This window comes from Demequina soli (assembly GCF_000971195.1).
GTDB lineage: Bacteria > Actinomycetota > Actinomycetes > Actinomycetales > Demequinaceae > Demequina > Demequina soli.
In genome coordinates, this window is the sequence record NZ_BBLZ01000001.1 from 160643 (window position 1) to 178261 (window position 17619).

A 17619-nucleotide genomic window follows, 5' to 3' on the forward strand; every position below is an offset into this window, starting at 1 on the left:
ACGGCACTCCGTGACATGGGCCACCGCACCCGATAGCGTGCAGGCACGGTAAGGGGGATCCGATGTCGCGCAGCCTGTTCCTTGTCCAGGACAACCAGCTGGTCGAGATGACTGCGCGCGCCTACGTCGACGAGTATGAGCTGCAAGCGCTGATCGAGACGCATCCGGACGTCATCCCGGGCGCCGAGATCAACCCCGAGGATCCGCGACGTTGGCTCGTGATCGCCCGCGAGCCGGGTCTCGCCACCGACGAGTCCGGACGCGACCGTTTCAGCATCGACCACCTCCTGGTCGACCAGGACGGGATCCCGACGATCGTCGAGGTCAAGCGCAGCTCTGACACCCGCATCCGGCGCGAGGTCGTGGGCCAGATGTTTGACTACGCCGCGAACGGGGTGAAGTACTGGCCCGTCAGCAAGCTGCGCGACTGGCTCGAAGCGAGAGAAGGCGGCGCTGAGGGCGCCGCGGAGCGCATCGTCCACCTGCTCGACGCCGGCGACGAGGATCGCGACATCGTCGTCGAGGGGTTCTGGGAGACCGTCGAGGCGAACCTCACAGGAGGCAAGCTGCGCCTGCTCTTCGTCGCCGACCACATCCCCGCCGAGCTACGACGCATCATCGAGTTCCTCAACGACCAGATGCAGCAGACGGAGGTTCTCGGCATCGCGATCGCGCGCCACAGGTCCGAGGGCCTCCAGCTGCTCGCACCGCAGGTATTCGGCCGCACCGAGACCGCCGCAAGTGCGAAGCGCGCCGGCGACGTGCTGTCGCTCGCCGAGTACGTCGCCAAGTCGAGTGTGGCTACCCGAACGGTCGGAGCGCGTCTCGACGAGGCCGCGCAGGCCTTCGGCTGGGAGATGCGCACCGGCACGAAGTCACGCATGTACGGCACACCGGAGACCGGCACACTGGTGACCTGGTACCCGACCTACGACTCGATCGAGCTGTCCGTGGGTTTCATGAGCGACCTCGGACTCGGAGACGAGGTTGCGACCCTGCTCGAATCGATCGGCGACTTCCGAGGCAAGGCGGCGTCTCGCCGCAATCCGAATATCGCGTGCGCCAGCCTGGTGCCGCGATGGGACGAGTTCCAGCAGGATTTCCTGCCCGCGTACGCCGCCGCACGGTCCCGCGCGGCTCGGCTCGCCTCCTCCGCAGGGTCCTGAGCTCACCCGCTTCTTACCTCCCCACCGACCCAACACCTGGAAGCGAGCCTTGACCGACATCACCCTCAACCGCTGGACGCGCTACGGTCACGACCGCGTCTACGCGGCCGGCCCCGACGGCGCCCGTCTGGGGTACCTCGACCTCAAGACAGGCGAGGTTACGCTGGAACCCGACGCCGACGCGTCGGTGGACGATGCGCTGCGCGACTGGAGCGAGAGCGGCGCGCCGGCGACGGCCCAGGCCACGCCGGACGAGGCAGCCGAGCCCGCGACGCTTGAGCCCGAGCCCGAGCCGCAGGAGGCCGAATCCCCTGCGCCCGAGTGGACCGACCTCGCGAGCACTCGCCCGGGCGAACTGGTACGCGCACAGGCCGCCGAGGCTTGGGAACGCGAGAAGCGGGCGGGCAAAGTACTCCCTCATCTCGCGCGCGCCCTGGACGTCCACACCGACGAGCGCGCGTGGAGGAAGGGCGCCGAGGGCGAGGAGAAGGTCGGAGCCGTCCTGGACCGTATGAAGAAGCGCGGGTGGCGGATCCTCCACTCCATCCCCGTCGGCGAGAACTCGGATATCGACCACCTCGCGATCGGTCCAGGCGGTGTGATCCTCGTGAACACGAAGCACCACCCGGGAGCCAAGGTCACGGTCACGAAGTATGGGGTGATGGTCAACGGGTCGAAGACCGACCACGCCCCGCAGGCCAGGGCGCAGGCGAAGAAGGCCTACGAGCTGCTCAACGCCGCGGGCGCCGAGGTCGAGCGCGTGGTGCCCTGGATTGCGGTCTACAACGGAAGCCTGCTGCAGCCCGAGATGAAGCTCGCGGGCAGGATCCCCGGAGTCGGCGTCGTGACGAACCACAACATCAACACCAACCTCAAGCGGCTCGACCCTGTGCTGTCGCTCGAGCGAGTGGAAGCGATCTACGAGATCGCGCGCCGGTCAACCACGTGGACATCGCGCTGAGTCTGCGCTGTCAGACGCCACCCCTAGAGTCCACACCATGACTACGCACGACACCGCCACCGACGCCGGCTCACGCCAGTATTACGACACTTTCGAGGACGCGCTGCGTGACTTCGCGATCCCGGTCGAGAATCACGCGCTCGTCCGCGAGACCGTCGCCGGACTCGAGTACGGGCGCATCTACGTCCCCACGAAGTCGCGGCCCTATATCGCACTCGAGGGGTCCGACGGCGCGCCGGTGGTCGCCTACGTGAACTCGGGGACCGTCGACATCCACCGGCCGGAGGGTGGCTACGACCGCGTCGAGCTGCCGACCAACCGGCTGGGCGCGGCCTCCGGAGGCGGCGCGAAGCGCCACCCGGCGGACCTGCAGCGCGACGCGTGTCCCGCCTGCTTCACCGAACTGCCCGCGTCGGGGCTCTGCGGCACCTGCGACTGACCGGCACGAGCACCACACGCTTCAAGGCACTATCCCGAATGAGAACGCTGATGGACTGGATCGATGCGCTGGTGGCGGCCGGAACGACCGGGCTGATCGTCGTGGTGCTGGTCGTGACCTTCTGGGCGTGCGCCATCGTGGCGTTCTTCTCCGTCGCGATCAACACCTCACGGATCCGGAAGGACGTCGCCGCGATGCGCGAGATCGCTGAGGCCGAGTTTCAGCTCAGCGCCGAAGACGCAGACGCGGCGCTCGCGACCAACGCCAACGACCCGGGACTGAACCCCAACGCACCTCGCTCGTTCTGATCTCGCGGGACCCGGAACACCCGTCACCAGCGCCAGCCCGTGCGCCGCTTCACCGAGCTGCCCGCGTCGGGACTCTGCGGCACGTGCGACTGACTGCGGCTGCGGCGGCTGTGCACGCGGGGTAGACGGTCCACCAGCCCCGATCTACCGTGGCGGAGTGAGCCTCAACATCAGTGATCCGCGCACGGTCGCGCTCGTCCGCGCGCTCGCCGCGCGCACCGGGGCGAACCAGACCAGCGCCATCGAGGAGGCGGTACGCATGCAGCTCGAGCGGCTCGACAGCGAGCAAGGCACCAGCCCGCGCTACGAGCGGCTCACACGCGCCGCGACCGTGCTCGAGGAGCTCGACGCAACCACCACGCCGGACGGCCGCGAAGGACTGCTGCGCGCCGAACGAGACCTGTACGACGAGGTCGGCCTCCCCCGGTGATCGCCGACACGTCCGCGGTTATCGCGGTCATCGGCGAGAAGCCCCTGTTGTTCGGGGGCGACGGCTTGCCCCGCGCCGACGTCCGCGCCGCCCTGGCCTGACGGCAAACCCGCCGGTCCACGCTCGCCTGAACCCCGCGCATCATCCCGTGACACTCTCTGCCGGAATACCCACCGCGGTACCCGCGTTGGCCTTCTTCGGCACCGCACGGGCTCCTCGCGCACAATGCGAGAAGACGCCCACGCCCCACTCCCACAAGGAAGGCCCGTCATGAAGGCACTGATCCACCACGCGTTCGGCAACCCGGCCGAGGTCCTCACCGTCGAGGACGTCCCCACCCCCGAGCCCGGCCCGGGCGAGGCGCGCGTCCGCCTCATCGTCTCCCCCATCCACAACCACGACCTCTGGACCGTGACCGGCAACTACGGCTTCAAGCCCGAGATGCCCGCGCGCTCGGGCACCGAGGCCGTCGGGATCGTCGAGGCCGTCGGCGAGGGCGTCGAGAACCTCCAGCCCGGTACGCGGGTCGCCACGGGCGGCACGTTCGGCGTGTGGGCGGAGCAGTTCGTCGCCAAGGCCGCCGCGCTCATCCCCGTGCCCGACGGCATCCCCGACGACGTCGCCGCCCAGCTGGTCGCCATGCCCTTCTCCGCCATCAGCCTGCTCGACTCGCTCGACCTCGCCGAGGGCGACTGGATGATCCAGAACGCCGCCAACGGCGCCGTCGGCCGCCTCGTCGCGCAGCTGGCCGCCGCCCGCGGCATCAACGTCGTCGGGCTGGTCCGCCGCACCGACGGCATCGGCGAGCTCGAGGCCCAGGGCATCGGGCGCATCGTCGCCACCGACACCGACGGCTGGCAGGAGCGCGTCCTCGAGATCACCGGCGGCGCGCCGCTCAAGGTCGGCGTCGAGTCCGTCGGCGGCCCGGCGGCCGGCGACGTGATGTCGCAGCTCGCCGAGAACGGCACGCTCGTGGTCTTCGGCGCGATGGCGTCGCCGACCCTGGAGATCGGCTCGGGCGATGTCATCTTCAAGCAGGCGACCGTGCGCGGATTCTGGGGCTCGAAGGTCAGCGCCGCGATGCCGGCCGAGGACCGTGGCCGGTTGATGCGTGAGCTGTTCGCGCGGCTGTCCGACGGGACGATCACGCTGCCGGTGGAGGCAACCTTCTCGTTCGGCGAGATCGCCGAGGCCGTGAAGGCGCACTTCACGCCTGGGCGCGCCGGGAAGGTCATGCTGCGGCCGTAGGCGCCAATTGACGATGCGGTGGTCGGGTTCCCGCCCGGCCGCCGCATCGTGCGCGCCGGCGATCCGACACCGTCAACTCCAGCCGCGCGGGTTGCTCTCCATCTCGGCGTTCCGGCGCTCGAGCTCGGCGGCGAGGGCCGCGGCGTCCTCCGGGTGAAGCGCGAGGACGTCGTACGCCTCCCCCGGGTCCGCCTCGAGGTCGAACAGCCACGGCCCCTGCTGCGTCACCGACACGTCCGACGTCCCGCTCGTCACGTCCACGTACGGCTGCTCCGGGTAGTACTTGTACCGACCGTCGCTGACCGCGAGCAGCTGCTCGCCCGCGTAGTAGTAGGTGAAGTCCCCGACCGTGTCGGACGTCCCCGCCAGGAGCGGCGCCATGCTCGTCCCGTCGAGCGCGCGGTCCGTGGGCGCGGCGATGTCGAGCCAGTCGAGCAGCGTGGGCAGGATGTCGGTGCCCATCGTCATCGCGTCGAGCGTGCGCCCGCCGGCGATCCCGTCGGGCCAGCTCACGAGGAACGGCACGAGCATCCCGCCCTCCTCGACCTCGCCCTTGCGGCCGCGCGCGCCGCCGGTGGAGCCCTGGTACCAGGGGCCGTTGTCGCTGGTGACGATGATGATGGTGTTGTCCAGCTGGCCCGTGGCGTCGAGCTCGTCGACGATGCGACCGATGCCGTCGTCGAGCCCCTCGACCACGTCGCCGTACGCGCCCGCGTCGGAGCGGCCGACGTTCTCCGCGGCGGGACTCAGAGGAGCGTGCGGGGAGTTGGGCGCGAGGTAGAGGAAGAACGGGTCGCCCGTCTGGGCGGCGGCGTCGATGACGTCGACGGCCTCGTCCGTGTAGAGCGCGTCGACGGTGCTCTGGTCGACGTCCTCGATCTCGACCTCGCCGTCGCGGTAGACCTTGAACGGGCTCATGTCGTTGGAGTACAGCGAGCCGAGGAAGCTGCCGAAGCCGAGGTCGTTGGGCAGGTGCCCGGCGGTGTCACCCAGGTGCCACTTGCCGATCATGGCGGTGTCGTAGCCGGCGGCGCCGAGGACCTCGGGCAGCGTGATCTCCTCCTGACCCAGCCCGGTCGCACCCTCGTTGAGGTCGGCGTACGGGCCGTCGGAGGGGAAGAGCACGTCGGGCACGCCGGCTCGGGGCGCGAGCCTTCCGGTGAGAAGCGCCGCCCTGGACGGTGTGCAGACCGCCGCGGGCGCGTGGAAGTTCGTGAGGATCACGCCGTCCTCGGCGAGCGCGTCGAGGTTCGGCGTCTCGATGGGCGTGTCGCCCATGAACCCCAGATCGCCGTAGCCGAGGTCGTCGTAGTAGACGAGCAGCACGTTGGGGGCGCCTTCTCCCACGGGGGTGCCGCTCACCGCGGCGAGGTACTCGTCCTTCGCGGCCTCGTGCTCGGCCAGCGCCGGGTCCGGGGTCGCGGAGAGTTCTGGCGTGGCGGCCTCGGGCGCGGGCCCGGCAGCGTTGACGTAGGCCAGTCCGCCGACCACCACGGCGCCGGGGATCGCGATGGCCAGCCCGGAGACGATGCGCCGGCGGGGCGCGCGCGCACTCTCGCCGGGCGGCGGTGGCGGCTGGGTCATCGGGCCCCTTCTGCGTCGGCGGCTCCCCTGTGACGCACAGTCTGGCCCGACCGCATCGTCCCGTCAAAGAGCCTCACCCCCCGCTCCGTCCTCTCGATCACGTTCCGCGACGATCTCCGCGCGGCGCGTCGAGACGAGCAGGTCGGCGGAGCCCAGCGCGCGAGGGGTGCGGAGATACGTCGGCCGGAAGACGATCGGCGCCCCGATCGCCCGCCGCATGGCCTCGGCCCGGTCGGACGCCCCGCCATCGACGCCGAACCATCCCGCGAGGACCTTCCCGTTGGCGCCCTGACGGAAGCTGGCGATCGTGTCGTTCGCCTCGCATACGGCGAATGCGACACCCGTCGCGCCGCGCAGCACCGAGGACGGACGCCTGAAGATCCGAGGGTCGGCGATCGCGACCCGTGCGAGGAATCGCCGCATCGCGGTGCGGTGCTCGACATCGAGGTGCTCGTCCGCGACCTCGTCGAGCAGCGCGAGGTGCTCGCCCACCCGGTCGCGGATGTCCTCCGCAATCCCGTCCCACACGAACTCCTCGTCCGGCAGCGGCTCCGCGTCGAGCGCCTCGAGCACGTCGGGTCCGCCGACGTGCACGGCGAGCCGTGCGCGCCGGCGCGTTTCTGCTTCTCGGGCGGCGGCCCCGCGGAGCCATGGATCGGCCTCCTCGTCCTCCCACATCGACAGCTCACGGCGTTCGGCGAGGACCGTGTGGATCTCGTCCGCGACCTCCTTGGAGGTGCTGGCGTCGGTCCCGTCGCGAGCGTGCATGAAGCGCACGAGTGCGGGCAGGACCACCGGCAGCGCGTCCAGGGCGCCGCAATCGGGGCGGGCGAACCCGGGCGCGGCCGCGCGCAACAGGTGCCCGACCACCCGGCCGTCCCACCGCATCGTCCCCCCGAGGGCGACCACCTCGGCGAAGGCGAGGACGAGGTCGAGCGCGCATGCCGCGCACCGGCCCGGGTTCCGGGGGCGATGATCCGACGCGAGGAACTCCTCACGCAGCGACTCGGACGCGTCGGAGAGCGTCCCGTAGACACGCTCGCCCGGGCCGGACACCCCCTCGTCCCAGCCCTCGGACAACCATCGCTCTGCGCTCATGCCTCGACGCTAGCCAGCCCGAGCGGACGGTGGACGTTCTCCACAGGCCGGATGCGCGCATCGTGCCCAGGGAGCGTGGGGGGTGATGTCCACAGCCCCGCGCGCCTCGACAGTTTTCCACATTTACCAGGGACGATGTGCGAGGTGAGTGTCAGACCCTCGTGATGGACTTGCTCCATGGACGTCACGACCGCAGCTCTCGACCGGGCAGCCGCACGCGTGCACGCTCTCGACGGGGCCGAGACCCGGGAGCTGCACGGCGAGGGGCTGCACGCCGCGATCGTCGCCGCGTGCGCGGTGCTGTCGGAGGCGCGTCGGCTGGCCGCCCCGATCGCGGCGGCCGTGGCGCGCGATGCGGGCGGGCAGGGCTCGCGAGGCGGCATCACGCGTGAGGCGGGGCACCGCAGCCCGGAGTACTTCATCGCCTCCCTGTTGGGCGGCACCATTGCGGAGGCGCGCACGCTCATCGGGGCCGGCCTCGCAATGGATCCCGACGACCCGGAGAAGCCCGAGGGGCCCGAGGGGCCCGGCGGCGGTGGGGACTCCGGCGGCGGCGAGGACAAGTCGAAGAACGATCCCCCGAAGCCTCCCCGCCCCAAGCCGCGCCCGCCGGTAGCCGGGTCGCTCGCGGAGGCGCTCGCCCACGGCACGATCGCGATCGACGCGGCCGCGCTCATCCGCGCGACACTCGCCGAGCTGTTCGACGCGGTCGACCGCGCGGAGCTCTGGGAGATCGAGAAGCGGCTCGTGGCGAAGGCCCCGCGGATGTCGCTCTACGACCTCCGCAAGGCCTGCTGGCGCGAGCGCGCCACCGCCGACCCCGCGGGATGGCGCGAGCGCGAGAAGCGGATCCGCGCGCGACGCTCCCTGACGATCGGCGAGGACGCCGAGGGCATGACGACGTTCACCGCGCGGCTCGATCCCCTGTCGGCGGCGCCCCTGCTCCGGTGGCTCGACGCTCAGGTCGCGGAGGCCCTCCGCTCCGCCCGCGACGCCGGCGTCCAGGAGGAGCGCACCGCCGCCCAGATCCGCGTCGACGCCCTGGCTACGCTCGCCTCCCACGGGCTGTCCTGCGACTCGCCCGGATCCGGCGCCAAGACCACCGTCCTGGTCACGATCGACCGTGCTGCGCTGGAGAGCGAGCTCGGGCTGGGCTCGTGCGACGGGATCGGCGTGCCCGTGACCGCGGCGACCGTGCGGCAGCTCGCCGTGGATGCCGAGATCCTGCCGGCCGTGTGCGGCGGCGAGTCCGAGGTCCTGGACTTCGGACGTGCACGTCGCCTCTTCACGCGGGCCCAGCAGCGCGCGCTGTCCGTGCGCGACGGGGGCTGCGCATGGTGCACGGCGCCGATCTCCTGGGTCGACACCCACCACATCGATCACTGGGTACGCCACGGCGGCTGCACCGACCTGTGCAACGGGGTGCTCCTGTGTCGCAGCTGCCACCTCCGCCTCCACGACACCGGCTGGGAGGTGGAGATCCACGGCGGCAACGTGTGGTTCCGGCCTCCCGCAAGCGTGGATCCGGCTCGCGTGGCGGTGCTCGGCGGCCGGCGACGGACCGCGCCCAGGTCGATGCCGCAGCCTCCTCCCTTGCCCACCTCACCGTCCGTGCGGCGGTGCAGCGGAAACCACCTGCGGACATGAGTGCCCTGGCCAGTCACCAGCCACGGTCGTCCGGCGCGGTCAGGCGGGACGGTCGGAGGAATGCTCGTCGGAACTTGACTCCGCGTCGTCGGCGACCACCGCATCGTCCCCCTCGCGGCCCACCCGCGGGATCGCGTGCGTGAACTGGCTCGCGCGCTCCTCCGCCTCCGCGGATCCGGTGAACAGCCCGGCCTCGCCGGCCTGCTCGGGCTTGAGGCTCCGGCGCCGGGGCCCCGCGGGGGCCGGGGCGGTCGCCTCGGACACGAGCACGCGCTGCGCGGGCGCGGCGTCCGGCATCACGGACTGGATCCAGAGCACCATCGCCTCGCGCACGAAGCACCGGAGGTCGTAGAGCTTGGGCGCGTCGGAGGCAGTGACGAGGATGCGGACCCGCACGTACCCGGCGGTCGCCTCGGTCACCTGGAGGACGGAGGCGCGGCCGTCGTACAGCGGCGTCTCCTTGAGCACGGTCTCGAGGTGCTCGCGCATCCTCTGCGGCGAGACCCGCCAGTCGAGGTCGAACTCCACGGAGCCGAGCAGCTCCGACCCCTGCCGCGTCCAGTTCTCGTAGGGGGTGGTGGTGAAGTAGGTGCAGGGCAGCACGAGGCGGCGGTCGTCCCACAGGTCGAGCACCACGTAGCTGAGGGTGATCTCGCCGACGCGGCCCCACTCCCCCTCGGCGACGATGACGTCGTCGACGCGCAGCGCGTCCGAGAACACCAGCTGGATGCCGGCGAACATGTTCCCCAGCACCGACTGCGCAGCGAGACCCGCGACGATCGACGCGATGCCCGCCGACGCCAGCACGGACGCCCCGACCGCCCGCACCGAGTCGAACGTGAACAGCACCGCCCCGATCGCGATCACCACGATCAGCGCGATCGCGAGCCGCTTCACGATCAGCGTCTGCGTCCGCAGCCGCCGCGCGAGCCGGTTATCAGGGATGTCGATCTTGTTGTACGCGAGCGCGAGGTCCGCGACGAACCTCACGAGCGCGACGAGCAGCCACGCGATGGCCGCGATCGCGGCGATGGTGAAGACGCGCGAGATGACGGGCATCCACCCGGAATCGCGGAGCGAAGCGTGCACCCCCGCCCACAGCCCGAGCAGGATCACCAGGACCCAGAACGGGTTGCGCGTGATCGTCTGAAGGTCGCGCGCCCACGGATAGCGGCGCGCCACCACCCTCATCAGCACCTCGACCACGAGCGCGAACAGCAGGGCACCGCCCACGCCGATCGCGACGGCGACACCGAATCCGAGCCAGTCCTCGAGCATCTCTCCTCCTGGGGTGGGGTCCGTCTCGACGGTACGGGAGGGGTGTTTCGGCCGCATGAACCCTTGGCGCGGCGGACGACGCGCGGGCCCGGTCGCGCGTTCATTGCCCCCCACCGTGGCTCCCGCTAGGGTCGACGAAAATCCGCACGCACGACTCTGGGGGTGTTCTGTGCGGCACCGACGTGTCACCGCAACGCTGAGACTCGGGCTGGGACTCGGGCTGGGCCTGGCGCTGGCGCTGGGTCCGGGCGCGTTCCTGGGCCCGACCGCGCCGGCGAGCGCCGCCACCGCGAGCACCGCGATAGACGACGCGATCGCCGCCGAGATGCCCGCCTCCGGCGCGCCCGGGCTCGCGTACGCGGTCGTCACCGACGGCGAGATCTCCGAGGTCGGCGCGCGCGGCGTGACCCGCGCCGGCACCAACACCCCGGTCACCGCCGACACCCCGTTCCTGCTCGGTTCGATCTCCAAGAGCTTCACCGCGGTCGCCGTGATGCAGCTGGTAGAGACGGGTCAGGTGGACCTCGACGGCACCCTCGCGGACTATGTCTGGATCTTCGCCGACCTCCCGCCCGGCGACATCACGATCCGCCAGCTCCTGAGCCACACGAGCGGGTTCTCGACGCTCCAGGGCAACACCCGTCGCACCCACCCGACCGGTGCCGAGGACGACCTCGCCAACGCCGCCGCCGTCATCACCGCCGAGACCCCCGCCTACGCCCCCGGCACCCGGTGGGAGTACTCGAACACCAACTACCAGCTGCTCGGCCGGCTCGTCGAGGTGGTCAGCGGCGTCGACTACCAGACGTATGTCACCGAGCACATCCTCGAGCCGATCGGGATGGCGGACAGCTTCGTCGCGGACGGCGCCGTGCACCCCGAGATGGCGACCGGGCACACGCCGTGGTTCTGGACGAAGCGCCCCCTCGCCGAGCAGCCCACGGATCGCACGACCGCGCCCCAGGGCGGCATTGCGGCGAGCGCGCACGACGTCGCGCTCTACCTCGCCATGATGATGAACGGCGAGGACGACGTCCTGAGCGCAGACTCGAAGACCCTCATGATGCGTCCCGCGGGCCCGACGTCCCCGTTCTACGGGCTCGGCTGGTACGTCGACACCTCGCAGGGCACGGTCGGCCATACCGGCTCCACCCCGGGCGTCGAGACGCAGGCGACCATGGTCCCCGCGAGGGACGATGCGGTGGTGGTCCTCGTGAACGGCGGCAGCGGGGTGGGGTTCGCGGAGACCACGCAGCTGCGCTCGGCCGTCACCTCGGCCGCGCTGGGGCTCGACTACGCGGGCGAGGGCTCCCGCTGGTCGCAGAAGGCGCTCTTCCTGGCCCTCACGCTCGCACCCCTGCTGTACCTGGCATGCATGGTGTGGGCCTGGAGCAGGCGCGACGCGATCCGCGCCAAGTCGGGCGCGACCGGCCTGTTCAGCCTGTGGTTCCCGCTGCTCACCACGGGCATAGGTGCGTGGGTGATCCTGGCGCTCGTCCCCCGCCTCATGGGCGCCCCGATGCCGACCCTGCGCGCCTTCCAGCCCGACCTCGCGCTGGCGATGACGGCGACGGCCGTGGGCGGCGTCGCATGGGCGGCCTTGAGGCTCGTGGTCGCGTACACCGGCGGCCGCGGCCCGCGGCGCGCGGCGTCATCGGACGCACCGAACCCGACGTAACATCGTCACGCGCATCTCGCGCACGTCTGAGGGGACACACCATGCTTGCCGCACGCCGCCTGACCGCGATCGCGGTCGCCGCCGCCATCACCGTCTTCGCCGTCGCGCCCGCCACGGCTCCCGCCGCGGACGCCGCGCCGGCGATCCAGTTCTCGTACGTGCAGTACAACAGCCCGGGCTCCGACCGCGGCGGCAACACCTCGCTCAACGGCGAGTACATCACCATCAAGAACCGCAGCACGGTCGCGAAGAGCCTCAAGGGCTGGACGGTTCGCGACGTCGCGAACCACGTCTACCGGTTCGGCTCGTTCACGCTGAAGCCGGGCGCCTCCGTCACGCTCTACACGGGCAAGGGCACCAACACCGCGTCCAAGCGCTACTGGGGACAGTCCTGGTACATCTGGAACAACGACGGCGACACCGCGATCCTCAAGAACGCGTCGGGCACCAGGATCGACACGTGCTCGTGGGGCAGCTCGGGGTCCGCCAAGCGCTGCTGACGCCCAGACCCGCCGGCTCCGCACCGGCGGGCTCCACACCCGCAAGGGTCGAGCGGACTCCTAGTCGTCGCACCCGCACGACCCGGACGGCGTCCGCGCCTGCCAGCACTTCTCGCACACGCCGTAGCTCTTGGGCTCGTCCTGCGCGGGGATGATGCGCTTCTTGCTGCCGGGGCTGCCGGTGCGGGCCGCCACCGGGTGGTCGACCGCCCAGTTGACCATGCCGTTGCCGTGGGTCTTGTCGCGCACCCGGTCCGGCAGGTCGGAAGCGGACACGGCCTCGACGCGGGACCCGAACCACTCGGTCGACCGCTTGCCGATGTGCAGCGGGTGCAGGCCGTCCTCGCGCATCGCCTTGATGTAGCTGGACTTCACCTCGCACCCGATCACCCCTGCTCGGAGGGCGATCTGCCGCACGAGCGGCCTGGCGTCGTCGGCGAGCTTGAACTGCTCCATGGCAGCCTCGAGCGGGATGAGGGTCGCGTCGTTCACCCCTTAGGGTCCCACGCGCGGACCGGGACCGCTGACCGCGACCGCTACTCCAGGTCCCCGAGATCGATCGACAGGTCCACCTCGACGGACGCCGAGAGCCCGGGCGGAGGCGCCGGACGCGCGGGCCGCACCGCCACGTGCGGCACCTCCGTCATGAGCCGCTCCGGCAGCCGCCCCAGGAAGTACGCGTCCTCGAGCGCGTCGAGGCCGTGCGGCCCCATCCACGCTCGCACCGGCGTGTGCGACACGGTCCGCGTCACGACCAACCGGTCCCTCGCGCGCGTGAGGGCGACGTAGAGCACGCGACGCTCCTCCTCGACCTCGTCGAGGTCGCCCAGCGAACGTGCCGACGGGTACGACCCCGCCGACACCCCCGCGCAGAACGCCCAGTCCCGCTCGAGTCCCTTGGCCGAGTGCACCGTGGAGACGATCACGTGGTCGTCCTGCGACTCCTGCTCGAGCTCCGACGTGAACACCGGCGACAGGATGTACTCCTCGAGGAACTCGAGGATGCTGGCCCGCGTCGCGGCGAGCCGCTCGACGTGCACGAGGTCCCTGGCCCGCGCCTCCCAGTTCTCGTTGCGGTACTTGTGCGCGAGCACCGGCTGAAGCATCGCGGCGGCCCGTCCCACGGCATCGTCCACCCGCTGCGCGGCCTCCTCGATCGCGTCGAGGCCCGCCCGGAGCCACGCCGGCATGCCCGCCAGCGACGATGCGCGCGCCTCCGCGGCGGAAGCGCCACCCGCGCGCGCCTCGAGGAACGCGTCGAACGCCCGCGCCGCCGTCACGTCGCCGACGCGGGGGACGAGGGTGAGCAGGCGCATCCAGGCGACCTCGTCGTCGGGGTTGGCGACCACCCTTAGCGCCGCCAGCACGTCCCGGACGTGGGCCGATTCGAGGAGCTTCACACCCCCGAAGAACACGTACGGGATGTCGTTCTCGACGAGCCTCGCCTCGATCGCGCGGCCGCTGTAGTTGGAGCGCACCAGCACGAGGTGGGTGGCCCAGGGCAGCTCGTCGGCGCGGGCCTTCAGCAGCGAGGCGGCGATGAACCCGGCCTCGTCCTGCGGCGTCTCGAAGCTGTGCAGCTCCGGTTTGGCGCCGCGACCGCGGACGGCCCGCAGCTTCTTGTCGTACCCCAACGGGGACTCCGACAGCAGCCAGTTCGACAGGTCGAGGATCTCCTGCGTCGAGCGGTAGTTGTCCTCGAGCTTGAGCACGCGCGCGCCCGGCACCCGCTCCGAGAACGAGTGGATGGACGCGAAGTCGGCGCCGCGGAAGCCGTAGATCGACTGAGCGTCGTCGCCGACGCAATACAGCCTGGTACACGGCACCAAGGGATCGAGGATGGTCCACTGCAGCGGGTTGGTGTCCTGCATCTCGTCGACGAGGATCTCGTCGTGGTGCGAGCCCACCCACGCCGCCACGGTCGGGTCGGCGAGCCGGGCCGCGAACACCCGCAGGATGTCGTCGTACGTGAGGTACCTGCGCTCCTGCTTGCGCTGCTCGAAGGCGCGGACCGCCGCGCCGATCGCCTTCGCGTCGACGTCCAGGTCGGGGAGCTTGGCCGCGATCGCGGACGCGAGGGTGCGGCGCGTGTTGTGCGCGAAGCTCAGCACGTCGACGATCTGCGCCGCCTTGAGCCCCTCGACCCGCTTGCCTCGGCCCAGCACGCCGCGCATCACCTGGAGCTGATCCTCCTGGTCGAGCACGCTCCAGCCCTCGTACCCGAACACGTCGGGCGCGCCCCGCACCTCCCGCATCGCCCACGCGTGGAAGGTCATGGCCGCGACCTGGGACGATGCGCCGGCCAGCTCTCCCTGAACCCGCGACCTGATCTCGGCGGCGGCGCGGCGGGTGAACGTGATCGCGAGGATCCGGTCGGGAGGCGTGCCCTGCTTGATGAGGTGGCGGATGCGGGCGACGATCGTGGTGGTCTTGCCGGTGCCGGCGCCCGCGAGGATGAGGTTGTGGCGCGCGTCAGTGAGGACGGCCTCCCGCTGCGCGGGGTTCAGATGGCTCAACGCCCCGTCGACACCCTCCTCAGCCATGCCGACGAGTCTAGGCGCGACCCCCGACAGCCCCGACGAGGCCGGGTGCCTACTGGCTGACGTTGTATCCCGCGCCGAGCACCACGAGCACGAGCGTGACGATCCAGGCCATCACCTTGTACTGGTCGTAGCCGCGCAGGCGGTAGCCCGACTTGTCGCGCATCGTGCCCGTGAGGATGAGGATGATGTCGACCAGCACCCACACCCCGAGCCCGCCGATGGTGAGGAACTTGAGGATCGCGGTGCCGACCTTGCCGAGGTAGAACCGGTCGATGCCGAAGATCCCGAGGAGCCACGACAGCAGCCACGCGACCACGAAGCTCTTCGAGCCCTCCGCCTGTATCGCCATGGGCGGCATCGGCTGCTGAGAGTAGGCCGGCGGCGGAGGCGGCGTGTCCCGCGGGTCGTTCTCGGTCATGCGCGCTCCCCCTCGGGATCGATGGGCGTACCGGGCGCCGCCCCATCCGGGCCGGCGCACCCGCCGAACCTATCGACGCGGCGCCCCGCGGGGCAACCGTGATCCCCACCCTCACGGGGCGGGCGATACCAGCACCCGCACGTCCCACGCCCCGAGCTCGACGGCGTCGCCCGCCGCGACCACCGCCCCCGACACCGCGTCCACGAGCGGCACGGGTGCGGCCACGGACGCGGAGCCCCACCCCCAGTGGTGCAGGAAGAAGGCGCGCCGGCCGTCCGCGAGGGTGGTCGACGTGGCGCGCACCGACGCGGGCAGCCCGGGCCACGCCGCGACCGGCGCCTCCACCGCAGACGCGAGCAGCGCCGCGGCGGTGCCCTGGTCCGGCACCGTCCCGACCACCGTGATGCGCCCCGCCCCGGCCGCGGTCGACGTGATGGCCGCGTAGCCGCCCAGGTGCGGGTCGTCGTACGCCGCGAGCACGGTGGCGCCCTCCGGCCGGAGGTACTCCGCCCACGCGGTGGCGGCCGGTGTGGCGGACCCGGCCAGCGCATCGTCCACCGCGAGCGGCACCGGCGTCGCGAGCGACTGGAACTCCTGGTACGAGACTCCCGCGAGCGCCGCGAACCGGGCCGGCTTGACCTCCGCGCGGGCGCGCGCCTCGGAGTCGCCGTAGGCCGCGCGCGGCCCGAGCACCAGGTGCCCGCCGGCCTGCGCGTACGCCGCGAGCCAGTCGAGCAGGGCGTCCGAGGCTGCGTAGTCGGCCGCGACCACGAGCACGGGACGGGACGCCGCGAACGCGACGGGATCCCCGAACGGCGCATCGGCGCCTACCAGTTGAGAAGGCCGTACGATGCTCACCTGCAGCCCGGCGTCGAACGCCGCCCGGTAGAACGGCAGCGCGAGCTGGCGGTAGGCGTCTCGGTTGTCGCCCATGCGATCCTCGCCGAGCGGCTGCTGGAGCTGCCGGGCCGCGAGCGCCCACTTGGAGTCGCTCGAGTACAGGAACGCGACGTCCGCGTCCGGGACCGCGCCGGCGAGCAGGGGGCCCACGGCGGAGAAGTCGGCGCCGATGCGCGCCACCTCGTCGACGATGCGCCCGGGCGCGCCGTCGTGTGGGATGAGCCCGATCCAGTTGGTCTCCGCGCCGTACTGGAGCGTGTGCCAGTGCCAGTACTCGATCGCGCGCGCCCCGCGGGACACGAGCGCCCACGCGACCTGGCGCAGCTGGCCGTCGAACGGCGGCAGGTTGTACGCGCTCTGGCCGATGCCGCCCGCGTTGGTCTCGGTGACCCAGAACTCGGCCTGCTTGGAGGAGTACGCGAGGTCCGCGAGCTCGTACACGGCCCACGTGCCGTTGGCGATCCAGTCGGGCGACATCGGCGCCTCCGACGGATGCGCGAGCCCGTCCTGCGCCGTGTAGTAGGCGTTGCACGAGGCCACGTCGAGTGCCCGCGACAGCGCCGCGTCCTCGACCGCGACCTGCTCGTACGAGATGCACGTGGTGACGAAGGGCGCCCCCTCACCCTCCCCGACGATGGACCGGACCAGGGCGGCCTGCCACGCGATGTACTCGTCGACCAGGCGCGACTGGTAACGGCGCCACGCGAGCTCGTACTGGGGCTGCCAGTTGTTGTCGGGCCGCCACAGCTCGTCGAACGAGGTCAGGCGGTGCGACCAGTACACGAGCCCCCACTCGCGGTTGAGGGTCTCGACGTCGCCGTACGCCTCCTCGAGGAAGGCGAGGAATCCCTGGAAGATCCCCTCGTTGGACAGCAGCCGCAGACCCGGCTCGTTGTCGACCTGATAGCCCACGATCGCGGGATGCCCCGCGTACCGGCCCACCACCGCGCGGATGACCCGCTCCGCGTGCGAGCGGAACGCGGGATGCGTGAAGTCCATCTCCTGACGCGCGCCCCATCCGATCGCGTGGCCGGTCGCGGAGTCGCCCAGGATCTCCGGGTGCTTCGCGGCAAGCCACATGGGCACCGCGTAGGTGGGCGTCCCGAGGATCACCGCGATGCCGTGCCGGTGCGCGGCGTCCAGCACCGGCTCCAACCAGCCGAGCTCGAGCTCGCCGTCTCGCGGCTCCCACGTCGACCACACCGACTCGCCCACGCGGATGAGCGTGAGCCCGGCGGCGCGCATCGTCGCCATGTCGCGCTCGATGCGCGCGGGGTCCGGGTCCGCGCCCGCGACGGGGTACTCGTGGTAGTAGGCGGCGCCCAGGTGGAGGCGGCCGGGGGCAGGCGTGGTCATGCGGAGATCCATTCGCGTGGGAGGGGTGGGGCGGGGTTTGGGCGGCGCCGGTCGAGCCCCGCGGG

16 protein-coding genes are annotated in these 17619 nt (G+C 71.5%); 9 read left to right on the top strand and 7 right to left on the bottom strand.

Annotation, left to right across the window (positions count from 1 at the left end):
• Positions 1-62: 62 nt before the first annotated feature.
• The 6 genes from AOM04_RS00750 to AOM04_RS00775 all read left to right on the top strand — a co-directional run bounded on the left by AOM04_RS00750 (position 63) and on the right by AOM04_RS00775 (position 4552).
• Positions 63-1166, top strand: a complete 1104-nt coding sequence (locus AOM04_RS00750) for a PDDEXK family nuclease (protein WP_062460857.1) — start codon at positions 63-65, stop codon at positions 1164-1166.
• Between the two features lie 49 nt (positions 1167-1215).
• Positions 1216-2127 carry a nuclease-related domain-containing protein gene (locus tag AOM04_RS00755; RefSeq protein WP_062460860.1) on the top strand — a complete coding sequence of 304 codons (912 nt, stop codon included), beginning with the start codon at positions 1216-1218 and terminating at the stop codon, positions 2125-2127.
• A gap of 37 nt (positions 2128-2164) precedes the next feature.
• The gene (locus tag AOM04_RS00760; RefSeq protein WP_062460862.1) at positions 2165-2566 is read left to right on the top strand and encodes a hypothetical protein; all 402 of its coding nucleotides are present in this window, start codon (positions 2165-2167) and stop codon (positions 2564-2566) included.
• Positions 2567-2616: 50 nt separating this feature from the next.
• Positions 2617-2874: a hypothetical protein gene (locus AOM04_RS00765; RefSeq protein ID WP_062460864.1), complete on the top strand. Its 258-nt coding sequence runs from the start codon at positions 2617-2619 to the stop codon at positions 2872-2874.
• A 157-nt stretch (positions 2875-3031) separates the two neighbouring features.
• The gene (locus tag AOM04_RS00770) at positions 3032-3304 is read left to right on the top strand and encodes a type II toxin-antitoxin system VapB family antitoxin (RefSeq protein ID WP_062460867.1); all 273 of its coding nucleotides are present in this window, start codon (positions 3032-3034) and stop codon (positions 3302-3304) included.
• A gap of 270 nt (positions 3305-3574) precedes the next feature.
• The gene (locus tag AOM04_RS00775; protein WP_062460870.1) at positions 3575-4552 is read left to right on the top strand and encodes a zinc-binding dehydrogenase; all 978 of its coding nucleotides are present in this window, start codon (positions 3575-3577) and stop codon (positions 4550-4552) included.
• Positions 4553-4624: 72 nt separating this feature from the next.
• Here the strand turns inward: AOM04_RS00775 and AOM04_RS00780 are convergent, their stop codons facing one another.
• Together AOM04_RS00780 and AOM04_RS00785 are read right to left on the bottom strand one after the other, a co-directional pair.
• A complete protein-coding gene (locus AOM04_RS00780; RefSeq protein WP_062460873.1) occupies positions 4625-6136 on the bottom strand; it encodes a sulfatase family protein in 1512 nt (503 codons plus the stop codon).
• Between the two features lie 63 nt (positions 6137-6199).
• Positions 6200-7234, bottom strand: coding sequence for a hypothetical protein (locus tag AOM04_RS00785; RefSeq protein ID WP_062460877.1), 1035 nt, complete (start codon positions 7232-7234; stop codon positions 6200-6202).
• 177 nt (positions 7235-7411) lie between these two features.
• Here AOM04_RS00785 and AOM04_RS00790 point away from each other — a divergent pair, with 177 nt between their 5' ends.
• The gene (locus AOM04_RS00790; protein WP_062460880.1) at positions 7412-8881 is read left to right on the top strand and encodes an HNH endonuclease signature motif containing protein; all 1470 of its coding nucleotides are present in this window, start codon (positions 7412-7414) and stop codon (positions 8879-8881) included.
• A 39-nt stretch (positions 8882-8920) separates the two neighbouring features.
• On the opposite strand, the gene AOM04_RS00795 is transcribed toward AOM04_RS00790, so the two are convergent.
• A complete protein-coding gene (locus AOM04_RS00795; RefSeq protein WP_062460883.1) occupies positions 8921-10159 on the bottom strand; it encodes a mechanosensitive ion channel family protein in 1239 nt (412 codons plus the stop codon).
• 169 nt (positions 10160-10328) lie between these two features.
• Here AOM04_RS00795 and AOM04_RS00800 point away from each other — a divergent pair, with 169 nt between their 5' ends.
• Together AOM04_RS00800 and AOM04_RS00805 are read left to right on the top strand one after the other, a co-directional pair.
• Complete coding sequence (locus AOM04_RS00800; RefSeq protein ID WP_228373569.1) at positions 10329-11837, top strand: serine hydrolase domain-containing protein; 1509 nt, start codon at positions 10329-10331, stop codon at positions 11835-11837.
• Positions 11838-11878: 41 nt separating this feature from the next.
• The gene (locus tag AOM04_RS00805) at positions 11879-12337 is read left to right on the top strand and encodes a lamin tail domain-containing protein (protein ID WP_062460886.1); all 459 of its coding nucleotides are present in this window, start codon (positions 11879-11881) and stop codon (positions 12335-12337) included.
• 60 nt (positions 12338-12397) lie between these two features.
• On the opposite strand, the gene AOM04_RS00810 is transcribed toward AOM04_RS00805, so the two are convergent.
• The 4 genes from AOM04_RS00810 to AOM04_RS00825 form a co-directional block, all read right to left on the bottom strand.
• Positions 12398-12829: a hypothetical protein gene (locus AOM04_RS00810; RefSeq protein ID WP_062460889.1), complete on the bottom strand. Its 432-nt coding sequence runs from the start codon at positions 12827-12829 to the stop codon at positions 12398-12400.
• Positions 12830-12873: 44 nt separating this feature from the next.
• On the bottom strand, positions 12874-14880 hold the full coding sequence (locus tag AOM04_RS00815; protein WP_062460892.1) for an ATP-dependent helicase: 2007 nt from the start codon (positions 14878-14880) through the stop codon (positions 12874-12876).
• Positions 14881-14929: 49 nt separating this feature from the next.
• Positions 14930-15298, bottom strand: a complete 369-nt coding sequence (locus AOM04_RS00820) for a TM2 domain-containing protein (RefSeq protein WP_228373570.1) — start codon at positions 15296-15298, stop codon at positions 14930-14932.
• 111 nt (positions 15299-15409) lie between these two features.
• A complete protein-coding gene (locus tag AOM04_RS00825) occupies positions 15410-17554 on the bottom strand; it encodes a beta-galactosidase (protein ID WP_062460895.1) in 2145 nt (714 codons plus the stop codon).
• Positions 17555-17619 lie beyond the last annotated feature (65 nt).